Annotated in this window: 21 protein-coding genes, 1 tRNA gene and 2 pseudogenes; 7 read left to right on the plus strand and 17 right to left on the minus strand. The window is 65.4% G+C overall.

Going from position 1 to position 23,628, the window contains the following annotated elements:
* Positions 1–164, minus strand: a pseudogene (locus tag G3N94_RS28830) (SGNH/GDSL hydrolase family protein); the annotation flags it as partial.
* 283 nt (positions 165–447) lie between these two features.
* Between G3N94_RS28830 and G3N94_RS28835 the strand changes: the two are divergent.
* Complete coding sequence (locus tag G3N94_RS28835; protein WP_205796148.1) at positions 448–2,538, plus strand: UvrD-helicase domain-containing protein; 2,091 nt, start codon at positions 448–450, stop codon at positions 2,536–2,538.
* A gap of 82 nt (positions 2,539–2,620) precedes the next feature.
* Here the strand turns inward: G3N94_RS28835 and G3N94_RS28840 are convergent, their stop codons facing one another.
* A complete protein-coding gene (locus G3N94_RS28840) occupies positions 2,621–3,508 on the minus strand; it encodes a c-type cytochrome (protein WP_205796150.1) in 888 nt (295 codons plus the stop codon).
* Between the two features lie 264 nt (positions 3,509–3,772).
* Between G3N94_RS28840 and G3N94_RS28845 the strand changes: the two genes are divergently transcribed.
* Positions 3,773–3,848: transfer RNA gene (locus G3N94_RS28845), tRNA-Arg, on the plus strand.
* 184 nt (positions 3,849–4,032) lie between these two features.
* On the opposite strand, the gene G3N94_RS28850 is transcribed toward G3N94_RS28845, so the two are convergent.
* From G3N94_RS28850 to G3N94_RS28860, 3 genes are read right to left on the minus strand one after another with little or no spacing between them, the layout of a single operon-like run.
* Positions 4,033–5,121 (minus strand): type VI immunity family protein, encoded by a 1,089-nt coding sequence (locus G3N94_RS28850; protein WP_205796152.1) that lies wholly within the window; start codon positions 5,119–5,121, stop codon positions 4,033–4,035.
* 5 nt (positions 5,122–5,126) lie between these two features.
* Complete coding sequence (locus tag G3N94_RS28855; RefSeq protein WP_205796154.1) at positions 5,127–5,831, minus strand: VRR-NUC domain-containing protein; 705 nt, start codon at positions 5,829–5,831, stop codon at positions 5,127–5,129.
* The gene (locus G3N94_RS28860) at positions 5,828–6,337 is read right to left on the minus strand and encodes a PAAR domain-containing protein (RefSeq protein ID WP_205796156.1); all 510 of its coding nucleotides are present in this window, start codon (positions 6,335–6,337) and stop codon (positions 5,828–5,830) included. Before G3N94_RS28860 ends, G3N94_RS28855 begins: the two co-directional genes overlap by 4 nt.
* 221 nt (positions 6,338–6,558) lie before the next feature.
* Here G3N94_RS28860 and G3N94_RS28865 point away from each other — a divergent pair, with 221 nt between their 5' ends.
* The 3 genes from G3N94_RS28865 (at position 6,559) to G3N94_RS28875 (ending at position 10,715) form a co-directional block, all read left to right on the plus strand.
* Positions 6,559–6,717, plus strand: a complete 159-nt coding sequence (locus G3N94_RS28865) for a hypothetical protein (RefSeq protein ID WP_205796158.1) — start codon at positions 6,559–6,561, stop codon at positions 6,715–6,717.
* Positions 6,718–7,011: 294 nt separating this feature from the next.
* Complete coding sequence (locus tag G3N94_RS28870; RefSeq protein WP_205796160.1) at positions 7,012–9,006, plus strand: tetratricopeptide repeat protein; 1,995 nt, start codon at positions 7,012–7,014, stop codon at positions 9,004–9,006.
* Positions 9,007–9,128: 122 nt separating this feature from the next.
* On the plus strand, positions 9,129–10,715 hold the full coding sequence (locus G3N94_RS28875) for a TIGR04222 domain-containing membrane protein (RefSeq protein ID WP_205796162.1): 1,587 nt from the start codon (positions 9,129–9,131) through the stop codon (positions 10,713–10,715).
* A 15-nt stretch (positions 10,716–10,730) separates the two neighbouring features.
* Here G3N94_RS28875 and G3N94_RS28880 read toward each other — a convergent pair whose 3' ends face one another.
* The 11 genes from G3N94_RS28880 to G3N94_RS28930 form a co-directional block, all read right to left on the minus strand.
* On the minus strand, positions 10,731–11,459 hold the full coding sequence (locus G3N94_RS28880) for a class I SAM-dependent methyltransferase (RefSeq protein WP_205796164.1): 729 nt from the start codon (positions 11,457–11,459) through the stop codon (positions 10,731–10,733).
* A gap of 4 nt (positions 11,460–11,463) precedes the next feature.
* Entirely contained in the window at positions 11,464–12,252 is a 789-nt protein-coding gene (locus G3N94_RS28885) for a phytanoyl-CoA dioxygenase family protein (RefSeq protein WP_205796166.1), read from the minus strand.
* 21 nt (positions 12,253–12,273) lie between these two features.
* Positions 12,274–12,804, minus strand: a complete 531-nt coding sequence (locus G3N94_RS28890) for a GNAT family protein (RefSeq protein WP_205796168.1) — start codon at positions 12,802–12,804, stop codon at positions 12,274–12,276.
* The gene (locus G3N94_RS28895) at positions 12,801–13,772 is read right to left on the minus strand and encodes a hypothetical protein (RefSeq protein ID WP_205796170.1); all 972 of its coding nucleotides are present in this window, start codon (positions 13,770–13,772) and stop codon (positions 12,801–12,803) included. The genes G3N94_RS28890 and G3N94_RS28895 overlap by 4 nt, the downstream gene beginning before the upstream one ends.
* On the minus strand, positions 13,769–14,467 hold the full coding sequence (locus G3N94_RS28900; RefSeq protein ID WP_205796172.1) for a WbqC family protein: 699 nt from the start codon (positions 14,465–14,467) through the stop codon (positions 13,769–13,771). The genes G3N94_RS28895 and G3N94_RS28900 overlap by 4 nt, the downstream gene beginning before the upstream one ends.
* A gap of 2 nt (positions 14,468–14,469) precedes the next feature.
* Positions 14,470–15,615, minus strand: a complete 1,146-nt coding sequence (gene vioA, locus G3N94_RS28905; protein WP_205796174.1) for a dTDP-4-amino-4,6-dideoxy-D-glucose aminotransferase VioA — start codon at positions 15,613–15,615, stop codon at positions 14,470–14,472.
* 25 nt (positions 15,616–15,640) lie between these two features.
* Positions 15,641–17,995, minus strand: coding sequence for a tetratricopeptide repeat protein (locus G3N94_RS28910; RefSeq protein ID WP_241022124.1), 2,355 nt, complete (start codon positions 17,993–17,995; stop codon positions 15,641–15,643).
* 428 nt (positions 17,996–18,423) lie between these two features.
* Entirely contained in the window at positions 18,424–18,723 is a 300-nt protein-coding gene (locus G3N94_RS28915; RefSeq protein ID WP_205796177.1) for a flagellar protein FliT, read from the minus strand.
* A gap of 20 nt (positions 18,724–18,743) precedes the next feature.
* Positions 18,744–20,261, minus strand: a complete 1,518-nt coding sequence (gene fliD, locus G3N94_RS28920; RefSeq protein ID WP_205796179.1) for a flagellar filament capping protein FliD — start codon at positions 20,259–20,261, stop codon at positions 18,744–18,746.
* A gap of 143 nt (positions 20,262–20,404) precedes the next feature.
* Entirely contained in the window at positions 20,405–21,829 is a 1,425-nt protein-coding gene (locus G3N94_RS28925) for a flagellin (protein ID WP_205796181.1), read from the minus strand.
* Positions 21,816–22,343 carry a hypothetical protein gene (locus tag G3N94_RS28930; RefSeq protein WP_205796182.1) on the minus strand — a complete coding sequence of 176 codons (528 nt, stop codon included), beginning with the start codon at positions 22,341–22,343 and terminating at the stop codon, positions 21,816–21,818. Before G3N94_RS28930 ends, G3N94_RS28925 begins: the two co-directional genes overlap by 14 nt.
* Here G3N94_RS28930 and rpsU point away from each other — a divergent pair.
* Positions 22,342–22,554: a 30S ribosomal protein S21 gene (rpsU, locus tag G3N94_RS28935; RefSeq protein ID WP_006401410.1), complete on the plus strand. Its 213-nt coding sequence runs from the start codon at positions 22,342–22,344 to the stop codon at positions 22,552–22,554. The two genes, G3N94_RS28930 and rpsU, sit on opposite strands and share 2 nt — an antisense overlap.
* Before the next feature lie 91 nt (positions 22,555–22,645).
* On the opposite strand, the gene G3N94_RS28940 is transcribed toward rpsU, so the two are convergent.
* Complete coding sequence (locus G3N94_RS28940; protein ID WP_205796184.1) at positions 22,646–23,248, minus strand: DNA-3-methyladenine glycosylase I; 603 nt, start codon at positions 23,246–23,248, stop codon at positions 22,646–22,648.
* A gap of 142 nt (positions 23,249–23,390) precedes the next feature.
* Between G3N94_RS28940 and G3N94_RS28945 the strand changes: the two are divergent.
* A pseudogene (locus tag G3N94_RS28945) lies at positions 23,391–23,628 on the plus strand (ATPase); the annotation flags it as partial.

Here is a 23,628-nt window from a genome sequence, read left to right on the forward strand (position 1 = left end):
GCGGCCGAGTCGCCGAGCACGAGCAGGCGCAGCGGCGGGCCGTCGCCGATCACGCCGCTGCGCGGGCCGTCGGCTTCCGGGAGGCGCGGGGTGACGCGGCGCACGTGACGCCCCTGCACGAGCAGCAGCGGGCCGAGCGCGGCGGTGGCGAACTGGTATCCCATGGTGTCGATCCGGTGATGCTCACTATATGAATAAGGGGCGGGTGCAATGCGATGCGCCCGCTCATTGTCGCGCAATCGCAAGCGCGCGCAGCCGAATTGGCCGAACGGACAGGGGCACGCGCCGCCAACTGCCCGCACAGCCCCGTCCGGCGGGGCTCCGGAATCTGCCGCCGCGGGCGTGTTAACATGCGCGTCCTGTCCGTGCGTCCGCATGCCCGACCCGGCACCCCGCGCGCGGCATCCTCCCGGCGTCCAGCCGTCAACCGCAACACCATCCGCAACCATGTCCGCAGGCCTCAATCCCGCTCAGAACGAAGCGGTGCGTTATCTCGACGGTCCCTGCCTCGTGCTCGCCGGCGCGGGCAGCGGCAAGACGCGCGTGATCACGCAGAAAATCGCGCACCTGATCGAAGCGAAAGGCTTCGAGCCACGCCACATCGCGGCCGTTACGTTCACGAACAAGGCGGCCGCCGAAATGCGCGAGCGCGTGGCGAAGCTCCTCGAGGGCAAGACGCTCACCACGCCCGGCAAGGAAGGCCGCAAGGTGCCCGTCAACCAGCTCACCGTCTGCACGTTCCACTCGCTCGGCGTGCAGATCCTGCGTCAGGAGGCCGAGCACGTCGGCCTGAAGCCGCAGTTCTCGATCATGGATTCGGATGACTGCTTCGGGATGATCCAGGAGCAGATCGGCACGACCGACAAGGGTCTGATCCGCAAGATCCAGAGCACCATCTCGCTGTGGAAGAACGGCCTGATCATGCCCGAGGAGGCGATGACGATCGCGGCCAACGAGGACGAGCACCAGGCGGCGTTGGTCTACCGCAACTACGTCGCGACGCTGCATGCGTACCAGGCGGTCGACTTCGACGACCTGATCCGCCTGCCGGCCGAGCTGTTCGCGCGCAACGAGCAGGTGCGCGACCGCTGGCAGAACAAGCTGCGCTACCTGCTGATCGACGAGTACCAGGACACCAACGCGTGCCAGTACGAGCTGCTGAAGCTGCTCGCGGGGCCGCGCGCGGCGTTCACGGCGGTGGGCGACGACGACCAGGCGATCTACGGCTGGCGCGGCGCGACGCTCGAGAATCTCGCGCAGCTCGGCAAGGATTTCCCGAAGCTGCACCTGGTCAAGCTCGAGCAGAACTACCGGTCGACGGTGCGGATCCTGACCGCCGCGAACAACGTGATCGCGAACAACCCGAAGCTGTTCGAGAAGAAGCTGTGGTCCGAGCACGGGATGGGCGATTCGATCACCGTCACGCCGTGCAACGACGAGGAGCACGAGGCCGAATCGGTCGTGTTCCGGCTGTCCGCACACAAGTTCGAGCGACGCGCGCAGTTCCGCGACTACGCGATCCTGTATCGCGGCAACTTCCAGGCGCGGATCTTCGAGCAGGTGCTGCGGCGCGAGCGGATCCCGTACGTGCTGTCGGGCGGCCAGTCGTTCTTCGACAAGGCCGAGATCAAGGATCTGTGCGCGTACCTGCGGTTGATCGCGAACGCCGACGACGATCCCGCGTTCATCCGCGCGGTTACCACGCCGCGTCGCGGGATCGGCAACACGACTTTGGAAGCGCTCGGCTCGTTCGCGGGGCAGGCGAAGGTGTCGCTGTTCGAGGCCGTGTACATGGGCGGGATCGAGGCGCGGTTGTCCGCGCGGCAGGTCGAGCCGCTCAGGATGTTCTGCGACTTCATCCAGCGCCTGACCGACCGAGCGGACAAGGATCCAGCGACCGTCGTGCTCGACGACATGATGGAGGCGATCCATTACGAGGCGTACCTGTATGACGCGTTCGACGAGCGGCAGGCTCAGTCGAAGTGGCAGAACGTGCTCGAATTCCTCGAGTGGCTGAAGCGCAAGGGCACGAAGCCCGAGGCGGCGGAGGCTGTCGACGGCGAAGCGGAAGGCTTCCACAACGCGGACGGGCTGGCGGACACCGGCAAGAACCTGCTCGGCCTGATCCAGACTGTCGCGCTGATGTCGATGCTCGAAGGCAAGGAGGAGGATCCGGACGCGGTGCGGCTGTCGACGGTCCATGCGTCGAAGGGGCTCGAGTATCCGCACGTGTTCCTCGTCGGCGTCGAGGAGGGGATCATGCCGCACCGTGGCGGCAGCGAGGATGACGGCCCGATCGACAACGAGCGGATCGAGGAAGAGCGCCGGCTGATGTACGTCGCGATCACGCGCGCGCAGCGCAGCCTGCACCTGAACTGGTGCAAGAAGCGCAAGCGGGCGCGCGAGACGGTCGTTTGCGAGCCGTCGCGCTTCATCCCCGAGATGGGGCTCGACGACGCGCCGCCGCCCACGCCCGAAGAGGCGCCGATGACGCCGAAGGACCGGCTGGCGAGCCTGAAGGCGCTGCTGCAGAAGTGATGGGGCCGGCTAGGTGGGTCGCCAAACAAAACCCCCACGGTGCTCGCACACCGCGGGGGTTTTTGTTTGACGAACGGTGGCGTTACTTCGCCGCGTTGACCATATAGTCGACGGCTGCCTTCACGTCGGCATCCGACGCGTTCGACCCGCCCTTCGGCGGCATCGCACCCTTGCCGTGCAGTGCGTAGTTGTAGACCGTGTCCATCGAGTCCTTCAGGCGCGGCGCCCAGTCTTCCTTGCTGCCGAACTTCGGCGCACTGAGCACGCCGGTTGCGTGACAGGCCTGGCAGACCTGCGTGTACAGCGCCTTGCCGGCGGACGCGGCGTCGGCGCTCGTCGGCGCGGCCGCGGGTTGTTCACCCGCCTTCGGGATCGCGGCGATCGCGGCCATTGCCGCGGCGGCCTGCGGGTTCGCGGCTTCGGCGCCCGACGCGGGCGCGGCGCTCGCGGCCTGCTGCGCGTTGGCAGCCGGCGCGGCCGGTTCGGGGAAGTTCGCGCCGTCGTTGTTCGCCATGTAGACGATCGCGCGGGCGATCTCGTAGTCGCTGTAGTCGTCGGGGCTCGTGCCGCCGCGCGGGGGCATCGCGCCCTTGCCGGCCAGCGCGGTCTTCAGCAGCGTGTCGAAGCCCTGCGAGATGCGCGGCGCCCAGTCGTCCTTGTTGCCGAACTTCGGCGCGCCGGCCGCACCCGTGCCGTGGCAGGCCACGCAGACGGCCGTGTAGACTGCCTCGCCGGTCTTGTAGGTGCGCGGCGCGTTGGCGTCCTTCACGTCGACCTGCGCGAGCGGCGCGATGCGCTTTGCGACCTCTGCACCGGACAGCGCGTCGGTGCCCGCGCCCCGACGGAACGCCTGGTTCGCATAGTCGGCGAACAGCACGATGAAGACGATCGGGATCAAGAACGACGCGATGATCAGCGCGATCAGTTGCTTGGGGTTGGCGATGGGAGATTTGTGGGGTGCTTCGCTCATGCTTGCCTCGTCTCCGTGAATAGGAATTGTGAGCGGTGCAACGGCAAAATGGCTGTGCAAAGAAGCACGGACGATTATAGACGGAACGTTTACATCAGGGCGAGCGGTGGGGTCGCGCGTGTTTACCCGCACAATACCCGCACGAAAGCCGGCCGCGCAGCCAATTCGACGGGTGTGGTGGACGCGTCATCTGAAACAGGGTATCCTTGCCGTCTTGCCATTCGTGGGGCGACCAGGTATTTTGGGGTCGTTTCACTGTCACAGGCGCCCGTAGCTCAATGGATAGAGTACTGCCCTCCGAAGGCAGGGGTTGCTGGTTCGATCCCAGCCGGGCGCGCCAATTGCCATCAAGGCTTTCAGCGGTTTCGCTACTTCATCGTTTTCTCCCGTTACAGTGAAATTACGGTTAGCCGGCTGCGGTCAGCCCAGGCGATTTACGGTGCGCGGAAACCGTGCGTTTTGATGCACGAAGATGCGAATTGATGCAGTCGTGACGCGCGGTGTCCGACGTCGCGCCTGGTCGGTTACGCGCGATCCGGCAACGTGCCGTCGGCATCGAGCCTCGGCATATGCAGCAGCTTCGCCTTGTACTCGAAAAGCTGATCGTCCGGCACATCGAAGCGCCGCAACCAGTCGTCGCTTTCGGCCGTCGTGGCGAAATACGGCGATGCCGAGCCTGGCTGGCCGATCTGCAACTGCCACACGGAAGGAACGCGCACCGATTTGAGGGCAGCGTTCAGGATCACGTAGTTGGGAGGCGGAACGGGCGGCCCGTTCTCATCGCCGTCGGCCGACGAGCCAGATTCAGGGCGCCGGCCAGCCTGGATTACAACGCCACCGTCCAAATCGTAGAGCGCATACCAGTTTGGAGGCAGTTCGTTTCGCAGGGGATCGAGCCCGCCAGCCTTATCGAGCAATTCCTTGTTGAGCGCGGTAAGCCAGCCGACCGTTTTGATGCCATCACGCAGGCGTGCCGCTTGCAACAGGGGCTCCCCGACGTCAAGGGCAATCATCTGCTTTGCGAGCTGGTATTCCGTCGGTACGTTTGCAGCGGTTTTCGCGAGACTGAGATTCACCGCGTATCCGGCGTACCCGCTGACGGCTTTGAGCCGACGGGCGAAGTCGACGAACAGTTTCTGAAACGCAGCAGGATTTTCCGCGACGTACAGTAACGAGGTGGAAAATGTCAGCGTATTCAAGCCAGCATGCGGGCGAGCCTCGCGCCAGCGTTGCTGACCGAACACCTGAAAATGCCAGAACCCAGCGTCAGCTGAGGTATCCCCGGATGTCACGTAAGCGGTCAGCGCGGCCTTGTCGGAGTACGACGTAAATGTACCGGAGGGGAGGTTGCCGCTCTTGATCTTGATGGGTTCCTTGCCATCCCGCCAAAGCCATTTCAACTCGTCCTTCGCAATCTCGCGATATTGCTCGTAGCACCGCGATATCGCGGTGCGCACGTCGGGGTCCGCAGCGTTGCGGAAGAACAGCGCACCGCGCACGACGACGGCAGCACCGACATAGTCGTGCCTGTCGGTCGGTTCAAGCGCTCCACCGGGAATCAGCGCCTCGCGCTGGTGAGCCTTTGCGTATTCGATGAATGCTTTGTCGGTCATGTCGATTAGAGAACTGGAACGGGTACAGGAGGCGGCGTGCCGCCTCCTGGGGCGGGACCAGCTCCGGTTTGGTTGAGCAGCTTTCTCACCTGCCGACCAATTGAGGAAAACGCCTCGTGCAGCGCGTCGACGGTGGGACTGGATGACTCCTCGCCATTGTCGTCCGGACAGCCACAGCTCGCTGGATCGAGTTCGGTGACCTTTGCGTTCGGACCGGCGATTTCCTGGTAATCCGCTATCTGCTCGATGTCACGTTTGTCTGGTGGAAATTTCATTTCGACCACACCGGACAGATTATCTTGCGTGGGCGGCTTTCCGGGGTCTTTAACGATCACGACGTCAGGTCGTCGAATCCAGCCGACGCCAAGGACATAGCCTTCCGGGTAGTGAGCCTTGATCCAATTCGGAATAAAACCGTGCGGTTCAAGCGGATTTCGCGACGACATGATGGGCGCAGGCGGGTATTCGTTCATGTTGTAGCTGATTTCGGGCTTGTAGATGCTATCGCCACTAGCGTCCAGCGCGTTCAGCTTCGTCGCCACGCATGCCTGCTTTAGTCGAGCGCCCACGATGCTGATGTTCGGGCCGTTCTTGCATTGACAAAGCGCACCGCAGAGCACCTTTTTGTCCTGCGGGCCGAGGTCGCCGCCGAGATAGACCTTGGTCGTCGTTCCTTCGGTTGACATTCCGCCGGGGACGTCGCGACTCATTCAGCTTTCTCCCGACCGAATATCAGTGAGGCTGGTGAATCCGCGTGATGCCACTGAGTGTAACCGTCGGCGTCGGTTGTGCCGCTGATGGTCTGGCCTTCCGGCGTTCGCAAGCTGTATGGGCTGTTTGCGGCAGGTTGGCCGTCAGCACCGACGACCTGGAACCGGCCGCGGTAACGCTCCGTTGAAGCATCCGTCTCATGTCGGGCAGAAATCACGGTTCCGCCCGAGCCCACTGGAACGTTCGCGACGGCGTTGCCCTGGCTCGCTATCAACGACGCACCACATGCGGTCATGTCTCCCTGGAACGCTGCTCGGCGCCCGTCGAAATTCATGCCGGGATTCTTGCTGGTGACGATCGGAAAGACGCCCTTGCACTTCGGGCACGTGACCATGGTGCCAACAAACGCAATCGGCCGACCGTCGATGAAGGTAATCGCTCCAGATGACAGGACAGTGCCACCATGATCCGTATGATCGCCTTCTCGAATGAACGCGAATCCCATGTCGAACTCCTATGACGAAATCCGCGGGGACTGTAGCACGCGCTGTCGAGATGTAACTACCTGGTCAGACGTTGCTGGTTCGATCCCAGCCGGGCGCGCCAATTGCCATCAAGGCTTTCAGCGGTTTCCTCCTCCATCAGTCGTTCTCGCGTTCTCGTGTTTGTGCGGGGCCCAAGCCGAACTAGACTTCCGGTGTATGTCTGCCGCTCCGGGGAGAGACCATGGAACGCGTGATGAAGGGTTTCCTGCTTGCCGTTGCGCTGCTGACCGTGGTTGGCGGCACCGTCGTCACCTGTGCAGTCGTCTCCGCACCGTCGGCTCACGCTGAGCCGTGTGGCGGCCGAGGGTATTCGCAGGACGGTGGCGGCAATTCGCCCTGACTCGAGCAGGTAGCGCGCCTCCAGCCAATTTCCTGCACGCGATGCCGCCCATCGCCGCTCCCGGCTGCCCGGCCGATCCCCCGAACAGCCACGCGGAAGGCACTCAGTTCGCCGCATCGCGCGCGCGCCCGCTTCGGTAACCTGCGATTCGAATCCGTCCGTACCGACACGCAAGCCGGTACGACGCACCGCCTTGTCGTGCCGCTTGTCGTGCCGTTTCGTGCCGTTTCGCGCCGCGCCGTGCCCGACAGACCCGACCAACGACCAACGACCCGTCGCGCCCGCCCGCCTTCGATGAATACGCCCGCTTCCGACGATTCCGTCCGCGTTCAACAAGCCGCGGCCCTGTGCCAGAACGGGCGCCATGCCGACGCGCTGTCGCTCGTCGCACCGCTGCTCGACGGGCCGACCTTGCCGGTGCTGGCGCTGCATGTCGCGGCAGTCTGCGCGCTCGGCCTGAACCGGCTGGCGGACGCGGAAGCGTGGTGGCGGCGCGCGCTCGACGCCGCGCCGGATTTCGAGCCGCCATATGACGGCCTCGGCGCACTGCTCGTATCGTCCGGCCGGCTGGCCGAAGCCGAGGCCGTATGCCGCCGCCAGCTTGCATCGGTCCGCCCCGTGCGGGCGCCGCACCATTACCGGCTCGGCAAGGTGCTCGAGACGCTTGGCCGGCTCGACGAGGCCGAGCACGCTTACGGGCTGGCGCTCGGGCTCGAACCGCAATACCCGGACGCGCTGAACGATCTCGGCAACGTGCTGAGGCCGCTCGGCCGACTGGCCGAGGCGGAGCTCGCGTACCGGCTCGCGATCGCGGTCCGCGCGGATCACCCGCACGCGCATGCGAACCTCGGTGCGCTCCTCGTCGACCTGAAGCGGCTGCCCGAAGCTGAGGCGGCCAGCCGGCAGGCGATCGCGCTCTGCCCGGACCATCCGGAGGCGCACTACAACCTCGGGATCGCGCTGCAGAACCAGGATCGGCTGGCCGACGCGGAACACGCGTATCGCGACGCGATCCGCTGCCGTCCGGGCCTCGCGCATGCGCACAACAATCTTGGCTGCGTCGTGCGCGCGCTCGGCCGCCACGACGAAGCGGCGGCCGTCTTCGCGCAGGCGCTCGCACTCGCGCCCGAACTGGCCGAAGTGCACTACAACCTCGGCGTCGCGCTCGCGTATGCGGGCCGGCACGACAACGCGGAGCGCGCGTACCGGCGCGCGCTCGAGCTGCGCGCCGATTACGGCGACGCCGGTTTCGGACTGGCGACGCTGCTGCTCGGCCTCGGCCGCTTCGATGAGGGCTGGCGGCTTTACGAGTCGCGCTACGCGCATCCGGGGTTCGTCCACCGCCACACGCGCGAGATGCTGCGCTGCCCGCAGTGGCAAGGCGAGCCGCTCGCGGGCAAGACGCTCGTCGTCTGGCAGGAGGACGGCCTTGGCGACATGCTGCAGTTCAGCCGCTACGTGGCCGGCTTCATTGCACAGCGCGCGGCGCGCGTGGTGTTCGCGTGCCAGCCCGCGCTGCACCGGCTGCTGGAACGCGTCGACGGCATCGACGAAGTGCTCGACCACGATTCGGCGGCGTCGCGCGTCGCGGAATTCGACTGCTGGACGAGTCTGCTGAGCGCGCCGCTGCATTTCGGCACGACGCTCGACACGATTCCGCCGCCGCTGCGGCTCACGGTCGACCCGGCCCGGGCCGCACGCTGGCGCGCGCGGTTGGCCGCGTTGCCGGCCGGTCCGCGGATCGGCCTCGTGTGGAAGGGCAACCCGAAACACCACAACGACGCGCACCGCTCGCTGCCGTCGCTCGCCGTGCTCGCGCCGCTCTGGAGCGTGCCGGGCGTCAGTTTCGTGAGCCTGCAGAAAGGGCAGGGTGAGGACGAGGCCCGCCATCCGCCCGCCGGCTGTCCGCTGCTGCATCTCGGCACGGACCTCGACGATTTCGCGGACACCGCCGCGATCGTCGCGCAGCTCGATCTCGTGATCAGCGTCGACACGTCGACCGCGCACCTGGCGGCGTCGCTCGGCACGCCGTGCTGGGTGCTGCTGCCGAACCAGGACGTGGACTGGCGCTGGATGCACGACCGCGACGATACGCCGTGGTATCCCGGCACGCTGCGCCTGTTCCGGCGCGGGCGCCACGACACCTGGATCATGGTGGCCGAGCGTGTGCGGCAGGCGTGCGCGGCGCGCTTCCCGGTGCACGATGCGGCATGCGACGCAGTGCACGACTCGGAGCAAGACTCGAAGCACAACGCGGCAATGGCCGCGGACGCCGGCGGCATCGGCTGAGCGCGGCCGGCGGGCCCGTTTCGTCTGGTGCATCGGGCGCCGCACCGTTGTGCGAGAATCGTCCGCAACGACAACTCCAGGCAGCGATCGCGGCCGCCGTCCGCGCGTTGCGCCGACCACCGATGGCTCCATTCCCGCCTTCCCCGGCCGCGGCCGGCGCGTGCGAGCTGACCGAACCGCAGCAGGCGCTGCTCGCGCGGCTGCAAGCCTATTCGCCCGACAACCTCGATGCGCCGCTGCCGTTCAGCCGCCGTCTCGCCGACACGGAACACTGGTCGCACGCGCACGCGCTGGCCGTCGTCGACGAATACAAACGTTTCGCGTTCCTCGCGCAGGTGGCGGGCCACCCGGTCACGCCGTCGCTCGCGGTCGACGCGGCGTGGCATCTGCATTTGCAATACACGCTCGAATACTGGGACGTGTTCTGCGCCGACGTGCTGCGCGCGCCGCTGCATCACATGCCCGGCACCGGCGCGCCCGATGAAGCCGCGGTGTACGCGCGTCACTACCGGCAGACGCTCGACAGCTACCGGCGCTGGTTCGGCTGCGAGCCGCCCGAATCGATCTGGCCGCGTCCTGCCGGCGAGCGCCCCGACACCCAGACCCAGCGCGCCGAGACGCACCCAAGCGTGCCACCTGCGCTGCCCTTGTCGACCCTGTCGTCGCGATCCGACGACAGGCCGTCGTGGTGGCGACGGCCGAAGAAATTCGCGTGGCCGGCGGCGCTGGCCGGCGTTGCGGCGACCTGCGCGTCCGCAAGCGATTTCAACGTGCTGAATTACACGGGGCCGCAGTTTCTCGCGTTCTACATCCCGTTCTGCATCGGCGCGTTGTTGCTGATCGTGGGCCTGCAACGGATCGAATACCGGCGCCGGACCTGGGGGACGCGCGATCGCGAAGCGTCGCCCGACCTGAATACGGAAGAGGCCGCGTATCTCACGGGCGGCGCGGCGCGGATGGCGCAGGTCACGACGCTGACGCTCGTCGATGCGGGCGCGATCAGGCTCTGGGCGTCGAAGCGTAGCGGCTCGCGCGTGTGCAGCGGCGATCCGGAGCAGGCGGGCCGTTACGCGGACGACTGGGAATGGCTGCACGCGCAGCCCGATCATGAGGCGAGCTACGGCGCATTTCGACAGCGACTCGCGCAGCGCGAACCCGAATACGCTGACGCGCTGCGCAAGAAGGGCTGGCTATGGGCGCCGGGCGAGATGCGGGCCGCGCGGATGGCCGCGCGAGCGATCGCACTGCTCGTGCTCGGCACGGGCGTGACGAAATTCGCGGTTGCGCTGACCCGCGGGCGGCCCGTGCTGCTGCTCGTGATCAGCATGGTGGTGTTCGGGTTCGCCTGTCGGATCGTGACCAGGCGCTTGACCGGTTTCGGGCGCGGCGGTGCGACGTACGGCGGGCAGGCGTGGCTCGATGCGCATCGCGATGAGCGGCGAGGGGACCGCGACGCGCCGGACGACATGTTGTGGACGGCCGCGCTGTTCGGTGCCGACGCGCTGGCCGGCACGGCGTGGGCCGTGCGTTCGAGCGCGCTGCTGGTGCCGTCGACGGTTTCGTTGGGCGCCGCCGCGCGAACCGGTGGCGGCTCGGGCGGGATGGGCAGCAGTTGCTCGAGCGACTCGGGGTCGAGTGGCGGGTCGTCGAGTTCGTGCAGTTCCAGTTCGTGCAGTTCGAGCAGCTGTGGGGGGTGTTCGAGCAATTGACGCGTGACGGGATTCTCAGCCCTGCTCGCAGATCGAATAAACGCTCGAGCAAAGATCCGGATACACGCGCCCCAGCTCGAAGCACCCATCCAGATACGCATTGCTGATGATCCCGGCCTGCAGGGCTGCGTCGATCTGGAAGTTCGCGAGCCCCTTGAACACGACGCCACCCGTCGTCGTCGCCCGCAGCCCTGCGGCGCGCAAGTCCGCACCGAGCGTATCGAGCGAATACGTTACGCGGTGACCATGTGCCGATTCCGCTGCCGTCACGGCCGCTGCGTGATCGATCAATCCCATCTGCACCGCGATCTGCCGCGATGCCGCACGCGCATTGGGCACGGCGACGAACAGCCGGCCATGCTCCGACAGCCACCCGCGAATCCTCCGCAGCACGTCGACCGGATGATCGAGGTGTTCGAGCGTATGGATCAGGAAAATATTGTCGTATCGTCGCTGCGGCTCGAACGTTTCGAACGTCGTGTGGTGAAACTTCACCGTTTCGCCGACCTTGGCCGCCGCTGCGGCGATGCAGTCACCCGATGCCTCGACGACCTCGAGGCTGTCGAAGCGGCGGGCCACCAGCTGCGTGAAATTGCCTTCGAAACATCCCAGTTCCAGCGCATTGCCGCTTTGCAGGAACGGCTCGAAGGTCCGGATCATGTATTCGTGCATCCGGTAGTCGAAGTCGTACGCGTAGCGGTGGTCCGTGTGGTCTTTCGCTTCGGCGTTGTAATCCCGGCTCATGTGATCAGTCCTGTCCACGTTGATAGAAGCGCTGCTCGACCGGCACGTAAAATTCCTCGAGCGTTTCGGGCACGCGTGCGTTGAAGCCGATCACCTGGCGCAGCCAGGCGTCGCAGCGTTCGATGTTGTGATAGCCGAACAGCCGTGCGTAATCGAGCTGGGGCTTGAAGAACGGGCTCGTGAAGGTGAGCGTCAGCGCCCGGCGTGGCGCGTCCGTCAGATTGCGTCCGCCGGCATGCCACAGGCGCGAGTCGAACAGCAGCACCGAGCCCCGCGTGCCGGTCGCGCGTGCGGCCCCGGCGTAGAAACCTTCGTCATCCGGGCGCGCCTGCAGCGTTTGCGAGTGCGGCAACAGATAGGTCGCACCGTTCTGTGTGGTGAAATCGTCGAGCATCACGAGTGCGTTCAGCATGAAACGCCGCTCATCGGAGCCGAAGCGGATGTCGCGATGCACGTTCTGGACATACGCGTGCGAATCGCGTTCGTTGAGCACCCCGCCATACGAATTCAGAATGAAGTTGCCACCGAGGAATTCGCGGAACATCGGTTCCAGCGCGGCGAAGCGCGCCAGCAATTCGACATAGCAGGGGCTGTCGTTCAGCAGATGGTGCAGGGTGCCCGACGCGTCGTGCTGTACGCCGTTGCGGCGCCGGATCTCGTCGCGCAGTGCGAGCGACGGGCCGAGTGCGTCGCACAGCGCGTCGATCAGCGCGTGGTCGAACAGGTCCGGGATCACCGTCCAGCCGGCGGTCGCGAGCGCGTCGCCATGACGGGTTTCGATTGGAGGATGCATGAGTCAGATCGCAAAGAGGGGTCAGGCGAGTGGCGGCCGCTCGGTGGCCAGCAGCGCCATGGGAATCGCGTCGACGTAGCGGCCTTCCTTGAAGGCCGCCTGTCGCAACAGGCCTTCCGCGCGAAAGCCCGCCTTTTCGTAAAGCGCGATCGCGTGCGTGTTGGTCGCGAGCACGGTCAGGAAGAGGCGGTGCAGGTTCAGGTCGTCGAACGCGTGGCTAAGCGTCAGGCGGGTCGCCTCGGTGCCGATGCCACGGCCGCGCACGGCCGCATCGCCGAGCTGGATCGCGAATTCCGCGCTGCGATTGACCCAGTCGATGTCGAGCAGGTACGCGACGCCGACCATCGCGCGCGTCGACCTGGCGCAGATCGCGAGCCGCACCGTGCGGCTGCGGCCGGCCAGGTACGCGTCGAACCATGTGTCGTCGACCTCGGCGTTCACGTAGCGGAACGGGCTGCCCAGCTTGCCGACCAGTTCACGATCGGCGCGCCACGCGTTGAGCGCGGCAAGGTCGGTGCGCTCGAGTTCGCGCAGGAAAATCTCGTCCTTCATCGATCGAGTTGCTCCAATAGCAGGTGCGTCAGCGGCGCCAGTTGCGCGGCCGACAGGCGCTGGTCGCATGGCAGGAAGAGCGTCGTCTCCGGCAGCGTGCGTTCGAACGCGGGCATGTCGGGCGAGTCGCTCAAGTCCGGCCAGTAGGTCGGCGTATAGATGCGGCGGGCGCGCAGCATGTCGCGCAGCCCGGCGGGGGCGCCGAGAAACGGATAGCAAAGCGGCGCCGCGTCGTCGTCGATGCGTATCGCCAGGCGGTTGCGGTGCCCGACGCATTCGTGCAGAAACCGGAAGTTCGCCGCGCGTCGGGCGCGCACGGCGTCGTAATCGATGCCCGCCAGCAGGCGTTGCGTGAGCGGCGACATGCGCAGCGGAGCCTGCCAGCGCAGGCTCGCCTCGGCGGCCGCGTACGCCGCGTAACCGGCTTCCGCGCCGGCCGCCACACGCGTGAGCAGGTGCCTGCTGCGCTCGATCGAGCCGTCGTCGATGTCATCGGGCACGGGCACCGCCGACTGCGTGACGAGGTAGCCGCCATCCGGCACGCCGACGAATTTGCGCGGCGAGTAGATCGTGGCGAGGCAATCGCGCGGCGCGGAGAACAGCGCATGCGCGTTGTCGATCACCACGCGCGAGCGCGGATGGCGTGCGAGCACGTCATCGACGTGCGTGTCGCAGATCCCGAAATAATTGACGTACAGCAGCCACTCGCCGTCGCCGAGTTCGACGTCGGGGCAGCTCAGGTCGTGCCCGATTGCGTAACGCTTGAGCGTCGTGCCCGTCGTTTGCAGCGGTTCGAGCATGCTGTCGCAGAGATACCAGGGCACCCATACGGCCGCAGGTTGCTGCGCACGCAGCAGTGCCAGGAAGGCGGCGCGCGCGGACTGAAAGCGCAATGCGTTCGCGTGGCATTCGTGTCGATCGCCCGCGATCTCGAGTCCGAAGTATCCGCCGATCGCGTCTTCGATCATGCTGCCACCCCGGCGAGCAGCATTGCCCGCACCGCATCCACGCGGTTGAACATCAGCAGGTCCAGAATCGACAGGCCCGGCACGAACGGCGCACCGAATTGCGGATAGGGACGCAATTCGGGCTCGACGAATGCGAGATCGATGTCGGCGGCGGCGAAGCTCGCGCGGTCGTACAGCGCACGTCCCCCGGGCAGGTTGACGTAGGTGCGGGCCTGTTCACGCGCGCAAATGTCCAGCACCCGCACCTCGCCCTTGAGCGCGGCATTGCGGTACTGCGTCGAGGTTGCAACGAACGCGGGGGCGATGCCGATGTAGCGGCAGGTTTCCATGACGCCATGCGCGGCGAGCCGCGCGATCGAGTCGGTCTCGAGCGACAGGATGCGCTCCACGAGTTCCGTCACGCCGGCGTAATGCGGCGCCTTCGCATACGCGTGGCGCAGCAGTTCGCGCAGCTTGGGCTGCCAGCGTTCGCGTGGCTGGATCTGCACTTCGTCGATCCTGCGCGACGAACTGGCGCCGACGAGCGGCACCGTCAGGTAATGCGCATGCCCGCCGAGCAGGATGCGATTTCGATTGATCCAGCCGTTCTTGATGAACGCGACGTCGTCGTAGAACACGAATTTGTCGACCGCCGCGGCGAGCTGAAAGTAGCCGACGTACGGAAACAGATACGGTTGCATGATCGCCAGCTTCATCGTCAGCAGTCCGCGATGATTCCGACGATCCGTTCGAGTTCGCTGGTTGACAGGGCCGGATAGATCGGCAGGCAGAGCACCTTCAGCGCGGCGCCGGCGGCGACTGGCAGATTGTTTCGATCGGCGGACGGCAAGCCCCGGTACATCGGGAAATCCGAAATCAGCGGGTAGAAGTAGCGGCGCGCATAGATGTCGTGGTCGCGAAACTTCTGGTACAGCGCATCGCGACTGAGCGGATAGTCGGCCTCGACCAGAATCGGGAAATACGCGTAATTGGCCACCTTCTCACCCGCGTCGGGCAGACAGCGAATGCCCGGAATGTCGCGCAGCATCGCGCGGTACTGCGCGTCGATCGCCTTGCGGCGGGCGAGGGCTTCGTCGATGTGCCGCAACTGCAGCAGGCCGAACGCCGCGTTGATTTCGCTCATCTTGCCGTTGATGCCCGGTGCGACGACCGTCACTTCATCGACGAAGCCGAAATTCTTCAGGTGGTCGATGCGCTGCTTGGTTTTCGCATCGGGGCAGATGATCGCGCCGCCTTCGAACGTGTTGAACACTTTCGTCGCGTGGAAGCTGAGGATCGACAGGTCGCCGTGTTGCAGCACGCTGCCGCGATCGGTCTCCACGCCGAACGCATGGGCGGCGTCGTAGATCACCTTCAGGTTGTAGTTGTCGGCAATCTTCTGGATTGCGTCCACGTCGCACGGATGCCCGTAGCAGTGAACCGGCATGATGGCGGTGGTCTGCGGCGTGATGGCTGCCTCGATCTTTGCGGGGTCGAGGTTGAGCGTGTCGGGTGCGACGTCCACGAACACGGGCTTGATGCCGTTCCAGAGCAGCGAATGGGCGGTCGCCACGAACGAATAGGGCGTGGTGATCACCTCGCCGGTGATGCGCAACGCCTGCAATGCGGTGACGAGCGCCAGCGTGCCGTTGGTGAACAGCGCGAGGTGCTGCACGCCCAGATACTCGCACAACGCCTTTTCCAGCTGCTGATGGAACGGGCCGCCGTTCGTGAGCACCTTGCTGTCCCAGATCTTCTGCAGGAACGGCATGAATTCGTCCAGCGGCGCGAGATGCGGCTGGGTGACGTAAATGCGCTCATCGGCCTGCCGCGGAATGGCGCTGAGTGGGAGGCTGGCGGTCATGCTTTCCTCGACGCAGTACGGGTGTTCAAATTTCGGCGGGCGCGGCGACGGGCTGCTCCGCGCGCGTGTTGGCCGGATGGTCGTCCGGCAGGGTCGCGTCGAACGAAACGGCGGGTTGGTTCGCACACCAGCGCCGCCACATGATCCGCAGCGCATTCGACAGTTCGGCGGCGATCACCTCGGGATGGAGCATCGGCGACTGAACGCAACGCGCGCGCAAGCCGGCTCTCAGCTCGGCGAGCGCGGGAAGGTCGTTTGCCCACCGCAGGCCGATCTGAACGAATGCGTCCTTGTCCTGCGCGATGAATTCGTCCAGTCCGACCTGCGGCAGCCCCGTTGCGCCGCCGCGGCTTGCAACCGTCGGCCCCGGGAGCGTGATGGTCGGCACGCCCATCCACAGCGCATGCAGCGTCGTGCTGCCGCCGGCGTACGGGAACGTGTCCAGGCAGATGTCGACGTGGTGGTGCTGCTGCATATAGACGGTCAGCGACGCGCGGGGGCGGAAATCGAGCCGCTCGAGCGCGATGCCCTCGGCGGCGAACCAGTCGGCGAGCCCGCCGTTGCTGCCGTCTTCCGGCATGCCGCCGATCAGCATGCGCGAGGTGGGCAGCGCCCGCAGCAGTTGGGCCCACAATGCGATCACGTCCGGGTGCAGCTTGTTGAGGCGGTTGAAACTGCCGAAAGTCACGTAGCCGTTATGCAGCGCTGGCGGCAGGTTCACGGGCGGCGCGACGCTCGGCGGCTGGAACGGCGCGACGGCGGACAGGTGCACGATCTTCTCGGTGAACTGAGCTTCGAAAGACGTCGAGGGCACCAGGAACCGGTCGGCCAGGTAGTAGTCGACGGCCTGCAGGCCGGTCGTGCCCGGATAGCCGATCCAGCTCGCCTGAAGCGGGGCGGGCTTGCGGGCGAACGTCAACAGGCGGTTGCGGGCAGTGTGTCCCGACAGGTCGATCAGGATGTCGATGCCATCCGCGCGAATCTTCCGCGCGAGTGCCTCGTCGCTCAACCCCCACACCGAATCCCAGGTTGTCGCGTATCCGCGCAGACGCTCCGTGACCTGGTCTTCGCGCGTGAAGTTGTAGTAGATATGGATCGACAAGCGCTCGTCGCTCACGAGGTGAGCGAGCACCGGCTCGATGAAGATCGCGACTGCGTGGTGAAACAGGTCGGCGGAGATGAACCCGATGCGCAGCTTGCGCTCAGGATCGCGCACATTGGTGTGCTGAGACCACGATGGGCGCAGGGGCGCCTCGCAATGGTGCCCGAAATTGCAATGCTGCTCGAATAGCGCTGCCGCGTCGATGTCGCGGTTGTGGTTCAGGCAGAACAGCATGTTGTGATGCGCGAACGCGTTGTCCGGCTGAATGTCGAGCGCGCGCCTGAAGCAGCCTTCGGCGTCCAGCGTTCGGCCCTGATCCAGATAGATGACGCCCAGCGTGTTGTGCATCTCGCTGACCTTGGGCTGGAGCTCGACGGCGCGCAGGCAGCACGCTTCCGCATCCTTGAGCCGTCGCTCGGCCTGCAGGCACAGCCCGAGAATGCGGTGCGGCTCGGCGAACTCCGGGTTGGCCTTCAGAAGCTGCAGTGCGATGGTTTCGGCATCCTTGAACTGGCCTTTCAATCGCAGGATGTCGGCCAGCACCGCGCCGGCCTGCACGTCCTCCGGGGCGAGGTCCAGCGCGGTTCGCAGCGGTTCGACCGCGTCGTCGTACTGTCCGACGACATGCAGCGCAAGCCCCAACACCCGCCAGCCCATCGGGTGCGCAGGGAATCGTTTCGCCAGCGAGCGCGCATTCGCGATGGCCTCGGCGATGCGTCCGCTGTTGAACAGCACGACGAGTTCCTGCATTTGTCGCGTGCTTGGCGATTTGCCCGCAGCCAGCAGCGCTGCCTTGGCCTTCGCCGGCGTTTTCGATGCGGCGTCTGCGGGTGCTGCGTCCGCGGGCCTGGACTGGGCCGGCGCGGCGATCGAACTGGTCGGCGCGGTCGGCGCGGCCGCGCCGGTTTGTGCCATCAGGTGAATCAGCGTATCGACAGCCGGTCCCTTGACCCCCTGTTGCTGAGCCATCTCGAGCATGATCCACGCGGCCTCGTACTGACCCGCGCGCCGCAATGCGTCGATATAGCTTGCCCAATACTGGCCCTGGCCGGGATTGGTACCCACCGCCGTTTCAAGGTACGGCAGCGCGCCATCGAACAGCCCGCGTTGCATGAAGAGCAGGCCGAGGTTGTAGTTTGCGTCGCAGTGATGCGGGCGAACGTCCAGCAGGGTTCGATAGAGTGCTTCCGCGTTGTCGAGCGCGCCATTGTGATGCTCGGCGATCGCGCTTTGCAGCACGAGCTGCAGGTCTTGCTCGAGCTGGACGTCATCGGGCAAAGCGGTTTGTTCGGGCGGTAGCGGCGGCTGCGTCATGGAGTCGGTACACACAAAGGGCATTGTTGGGGGATTATGCGTTCGGCCCGATTGCGCCGAATGTGCGAGTTGAGGCGTAAATCCCTGCCTGTTTGATGAATTAGCGATGACGATGGCGGAGCGGGCGCGATGCCCGAACGCGCGGCGCGTCGGCACGGGCCGGCGGCCGGATTCATGTGGCGCGATCGGAGGTGATGTGGCGTGACCTGGCGCGATATTGCGTGATATGGCGCGCTTTTTCCGCGAGATCGCCGCCGCGTTCCACGGCAATCCGTGTCGAACCAAAAAAAACGCCCGCATGAAGCGGGCGTGAGTCGAACGAGCGCGCCCTGACTCTGGCGCGTTGGTTTTATTGTCTTGTACCGCGGAGCATCCGTCGCGCTCCGCGTGATTCAGATCGTCGCGATGTGCTGATACTGGCCGGCGGCGTTCGCGCGTCCCATCAGCTCGCGGTATTCGGCCTGCAGTTCGGTCATCGTCGATTGCGCATTCGCGAGCACGGCCGCATCGATCGCCTGGATCTTGCGGACGGCTTCGAGGATGGCGGGTTCCTGCGTGGCTGCCAGCGATTCGAACAGCGCCGAGCGCATTTCGGTGAGGCGCGCGGCCTCGGGCCAGTCGGCCATCGCGCTTGCGTGTTCGATCGCCTGCGTGAGCAACAGCAGGCGTTCCATCAGTGCGGTCTGGTTCATCGAGCGTGGCCCCTTGTCGATCAGCCCTTGTTGGCGGACAGCGCACCCTGGCTGTTCGAGCCGCCGAACAGTTGGGTCAGGTACTGCTGGTTGTTGTTCATCTTCGCCATCAGCGTGTTGAGCGCGGTGAACTGCGCCTGATACTGGCTCGTGAGCTGTGCCGCATAGTTCGACAGCGTGGTCTGCTGCGTCGAGATGCTCGTCAGGTCCTTGTTGAGCGCGGCGGTGCGGGTCGCGATGATGCCGGTCGAGCTGACGTACGACGTGATGTCCGTGTTGAGCTGTGCCGCGACGCCGGTGCCGGACGCGAACAGCGTCGCGACGGTGGTCGGGTTGTTCTGCAGTGCGGCGTTCAGCTTCGTCGTGTCCGTCTGCAACGTGCCGTCGGCCTGCAGCGAGATGCCGATCGACGCGAGGCTGGTGTTCGTGGTGCCGCCTCGCACGCCGTTGCTGACGACCGAGCTCAGCGTATTGCGGATCGTGTTGAGCGTCGAGTCGCCGAGCAACGGCCCTTGCGCGCTGGCGGACTGCGTCTTGTCGAACGACGAGAGCGAGTTCATCGTCGTGACGAGCGTGTTGTACAGGTTGACGAAATTCGTGATCGCGGTGGCCTGCGACGTCGTGTCTTTCGCAACCGTCAGCGTCTGGGGCGTCGTGCTGACCGCGGCAGCCGTCAGGTTCAGCGTCACGCCGGCGATCGCGGACGTGACCGTGTTGCTCGCGCTGGTTGCGGCGACGGTGCCGATCGAGAACGACGCATCCTGCGCGCCGGTGTTCTGCGTCCACGCGTTCGCGCCCGTGCCCACCGACGTGATCGTCGAGGCGCTCGTGCCGGAACCGGCGGTCGACGTGACGCCGAGGTTCGACAGGCCCTTGTCGTTTTGCAGGTTGCTGACCGATACGCTGATCGCGTTGGCGGCACCGGTCGCGGTCGAGTTCAGCACGAGGTGGGCGGCGCCGCCCGTGCCGGTGACGATGGTCGCGGTCACGCCCGGGTTGCCGCTTGCGGAGTTGATCGCAGACGCGATGCCCGACAGCGTATTGTTGGTCGAGTCGATCGTCACGTTCATCGACTTGCCGCCGACGGAAACGGCGAGCGTGCCGGTGCCGAGCTGGCTCGTTGCGCTGGTGAAGGAGCCGGAGGTCAGCGATTGCGCGGTCGCGATCTGCGAGACGGTGACCGAATAGCTGCCTGCGACGGCGCCGGCGCCGGCCGTCGCGGTCAGGCCGGTGCCGCTCGCCGTTGCGGCGAACTTGGACAGCATCGTGCCGTCCGACAGCGACGACAGGCCGGCCTGCAGTGCCGACAGCGCCGCATTCAGCGTGCCGAGCGCGGAAATCTGGGTGTTGTCCGTGGTTTGCTTCGTGGTCAGCGCCGCCGCCTGACCCGCGGTCTTTGCGTTGACGAGTGCCGTCACCAGCGAGTTGACATCCATCGACGAATTGCCGGTCGAGCCGCTGATGATCGATTGTGCGGCTTGCTGAAGCGCGGAATTGGCGTTCGCGGACGTGGCGGCGGTCGTGGGTATCGTGGACATGGAGAGGCCCCGTTCGTTTGGGAATCTTTACGGTATGTCGCCGGTTGGCGAGTCGCGAGCGGCGCGGGCCGCCCGCGAGGTAAACGTCGCGCTCCGCGCGCGGCGTGAAGCATGCCGTGCGCGGAGCGTCGCCGGGTGACGACTTAACCCAGCAGCTTCAGCACTTGCTGCGGCAGCGAGTTCGCTTGCGCGAGCACCGAGATGCCAGCTTGCTGCAGCACTTGCGCCTTCGACAGGTTAGCCGTTTCTTGCGCGAAGTTGGCGTCCTGGATTTGCGATTGCGCTTGCGACAGGTTGGTCGACTGGGCTTGCTGCGTCGTCGCGATTGCCGTGAAACGGTTCTGCACCGCGCCGAGCTGAGCCTGGATGTTGTTCACCGAGGCCAGCGCGTTGTCGATCGTTTCGATTGCCTGGTTCGCGCCGGTCGACGTTGCCACGCTGACGTTGGCAACCGTCGACAGCTGGTTATTGTTGTTGACGTTCGCGAAGTTGCTTGCCGGTGCTGTGGCTTTCCACGAGAGTTGGTAGCCCGTGGTCCCAGCTGCTGCTGCCGCGGTTGCGAAGAGGTTGCCGGTAGCGCCCGACGTCAGTGCGGTGCCGTTCTGGTCGAAGTACGAATACCCGTTGTTGCCGTCGGACTTGACCGTGATCGACGTAATCGCACCTGCGGTCCCCGCTGCCACGTCGCTGCCGTTTGTAGCAGAAACGGAGATGCCCTGGATAGTGCCAAGGACGACGCCCGTTGCAGCAGGCGCATTCGCATTGGCCGCCGAGATCGAGGTAATTTGTTTTGCCGGGTCGAGCGCGCTACCTGCGACGGCCGACAGCGTGAGTGAGCCGTTTGCGCCGCCGGTCGACGGCGAGAACAGGGCTGCCGCAGCGGCCGTCGAGAGGACCTGGTTGTTCTGGTCCGTGTACGAGAAGCCGCCCTTGCCGTCGGCCAGCACGTTGATCTGCGTGATCGCCGGCGTCGTGCCTGCTGCTGCTGCCGTGCCGTTTGCGGTCAGGCTCAGGTTCGTGAACGAACCCAGCACGTTGCCGGCTTGCGCGAAGCCGCCGCCGAGCGACGCTGCCGACAGGCTTTGCGTCAGGTTCAGGCTCATCGACTGGCCGACGTTCGCGCCGACCTGGAAGTTCACCACGCCTGCCGAGCCGTCGAGAATGTTCTTGCCGTTGTACGTCGTTTGCGACGCAATACGGTTCACTTCAGAGATCTGTTGCGTGACTTCCTGTTGCAGTGCTGCCTGGTCGCTCGACGACAGCGAGCCGCTCGATGCTTGCACGGCCAGCTGGCGGATACGCTGCAGGCTGTTGGTCAGCGACGACAGTGCGCTCGATGCGGTCTGGATCATCGACACGCCGTCGTTTGCGTTCGACACGCCCTGGTTCAGGCCGTTGACCTGCGTCTGCATGCGGGTCGCGATCGCCAGACCTGCTGCATCATCCGCTGCGCTGTTGATGCGCTTGCCCGACGACAGACGGGTGATGGCTTGCGACAGTGCGCTTTGCGAGCCGTTGAGGTTTTGCTGAGCAACCAGCGAGTTGATGTTGCTGTTAATTCCGAGCATGGAAAAATCTCCTGTTTAAGCCGAAAGCCCTGGAAAGCCAATTTGGCATCGGCGGAAGCACTCGTTCATTGCTGGCCGCCTCAGAGCAGGATTTCGGCGGCCCAAAACAAAACTTGAGGGCAACGTTGAGATTCGGCCCGATTTTTATCGCGGTCTTTGTTTTTAGGGGGGGATCGTCGCTGCGCCATGCGGGCCGGGGCCGGAAGGTGTCAGCGATGCCGAATCGCGACGGAAAAGTGGTAAACCTGTAGGCGAACCGATGTTTACCTGCTAACATGGCGGGCTGAATTGAGATTTCTGTCAAGCCTCTGCCGTTTTCGGCATGGTTGCTGGCAGTCAAACGCGGCGCTGCACGCGGCTTGTGAAGCGTAATCGCGGTGCTTTCCGCCTCTCTTTTCCGGCCTCCGAGGCCGTTTTTTCCGCTCGTTTCGCCTGTTGTGGGAACGCCCGGATGGCCGGTGCGTGGCGCTTGGCCGCTACGTTTTTGACCGTATAAGCAATTTAGGAACGACATGACGACGATTCTTCTGAAAGAAAACGAGCCGTTCGAAGTGGCGATTCGCCGCTTTCGTCGCGCTATCGAAAAAAATGGCCTGATCGCTGAGCTGCGCGAGCGCCAGTCCTACGAAAAGCCGACCGCAGTCCGCAAGCGCAAGAAGGCAGCTGCCGTCAAGCGCCTGCACAAGCGCCTGCGCAGCCAGATGCTGCCGAAGAAGCTCCACTAAGCTTCCTTGGTTTGCCGCGAAACGGCGGAGCGTGCTTCGAAAGAAGCCGCTCCGCCGTTTCGCTTTTGGGCGCGGGATTCGTTGCGCGCGCCTAACTGGCCTTGCGCGCCTTTGCTGGTTGCTTGTTGCCCAGCGCCGCGCACTTCGCGTGACACGGGCAGCCGACTTCGTGGTCGTTCACCATGCCGGTCGCCTGCATCAGCGCATAACAGATCGTCGAGCCGACGAACTTGCAGCCGTAGGCCTTCAGCGCCTTGCTGAGCGCGTCGGACTGCTCGGTCGACGCGGGCGCGTCGCGATACGACTGCCACGCATTCTGGATCGGCACATGATCGACGAACGACCACAGGAACTGCGCGAGCGAGCCGTGTTCGTCGCGAATCTTCTGCACGGCCTGAGCGTTGGTCACCGCGGCCGTCACTTTCGCGCGATTGCGCACGATGCCGGGATCCTCCAGCAGCTTCTCGATGCGTTTCGGCGTGAAGCGCGCGACGGCGTCGACGTCGAAATCGGCGAACGCAGCGCGGTAGCCGGCCCGCTTGTTCAGGATCGTCGACCACGACAGCCCGGCCTGCGCGCCTTCGAGGATCAGCATCTCGAACAGATGGCGATCGTCCTGCGACGGCACGCCCCATTCCGTATCGTGATATTGCGCATCCGCTTCCGTCCTCACCCAGTTGCACCGCTGCGACATCGTCCGCCTCGCTTCCCGTTTCGATTCGATCGCGCCAGCATAGCGGAAGCCCCTGGTGCGGCAAAGCCGGCCGAACGGCAGATGGGCGCGCGGCGCCGATCCGGTTAAGCTTGGCGCCTGTTCGAATCGGCAGGATCAACGCATGACGGAAATACTTTTTGCGATCGGCATCGACGGCGGCGGCACCGGCACCCGCGCGGTGCTGGCGGATCGGCAGGGCCGCGAGCTTGCGCAGGGGCGTGGCGGCCCGTCGGGGCTCGGTCTCGGCATCGAGCGTGCATGGGCGTCGATCGGCGTCGCGTGTGCGGACGCGTTCACGCAGGCGGGGCTCGCGCTCGACTGGTCGCGCTGCGCGCTCGGCTGCGGGCTGGCCGGCGTCA

Source organism: Burkholderia sp. Ac-20353 (genome assembly GCF_017104785.1).
In the GTDB taxonomy this organism is placed as follows: domain Bacteria; phylum Pseudomonadota; class Gammaproteobacteria; order Burkholderiales; family Burkholderiaceae; genus Burkholderia.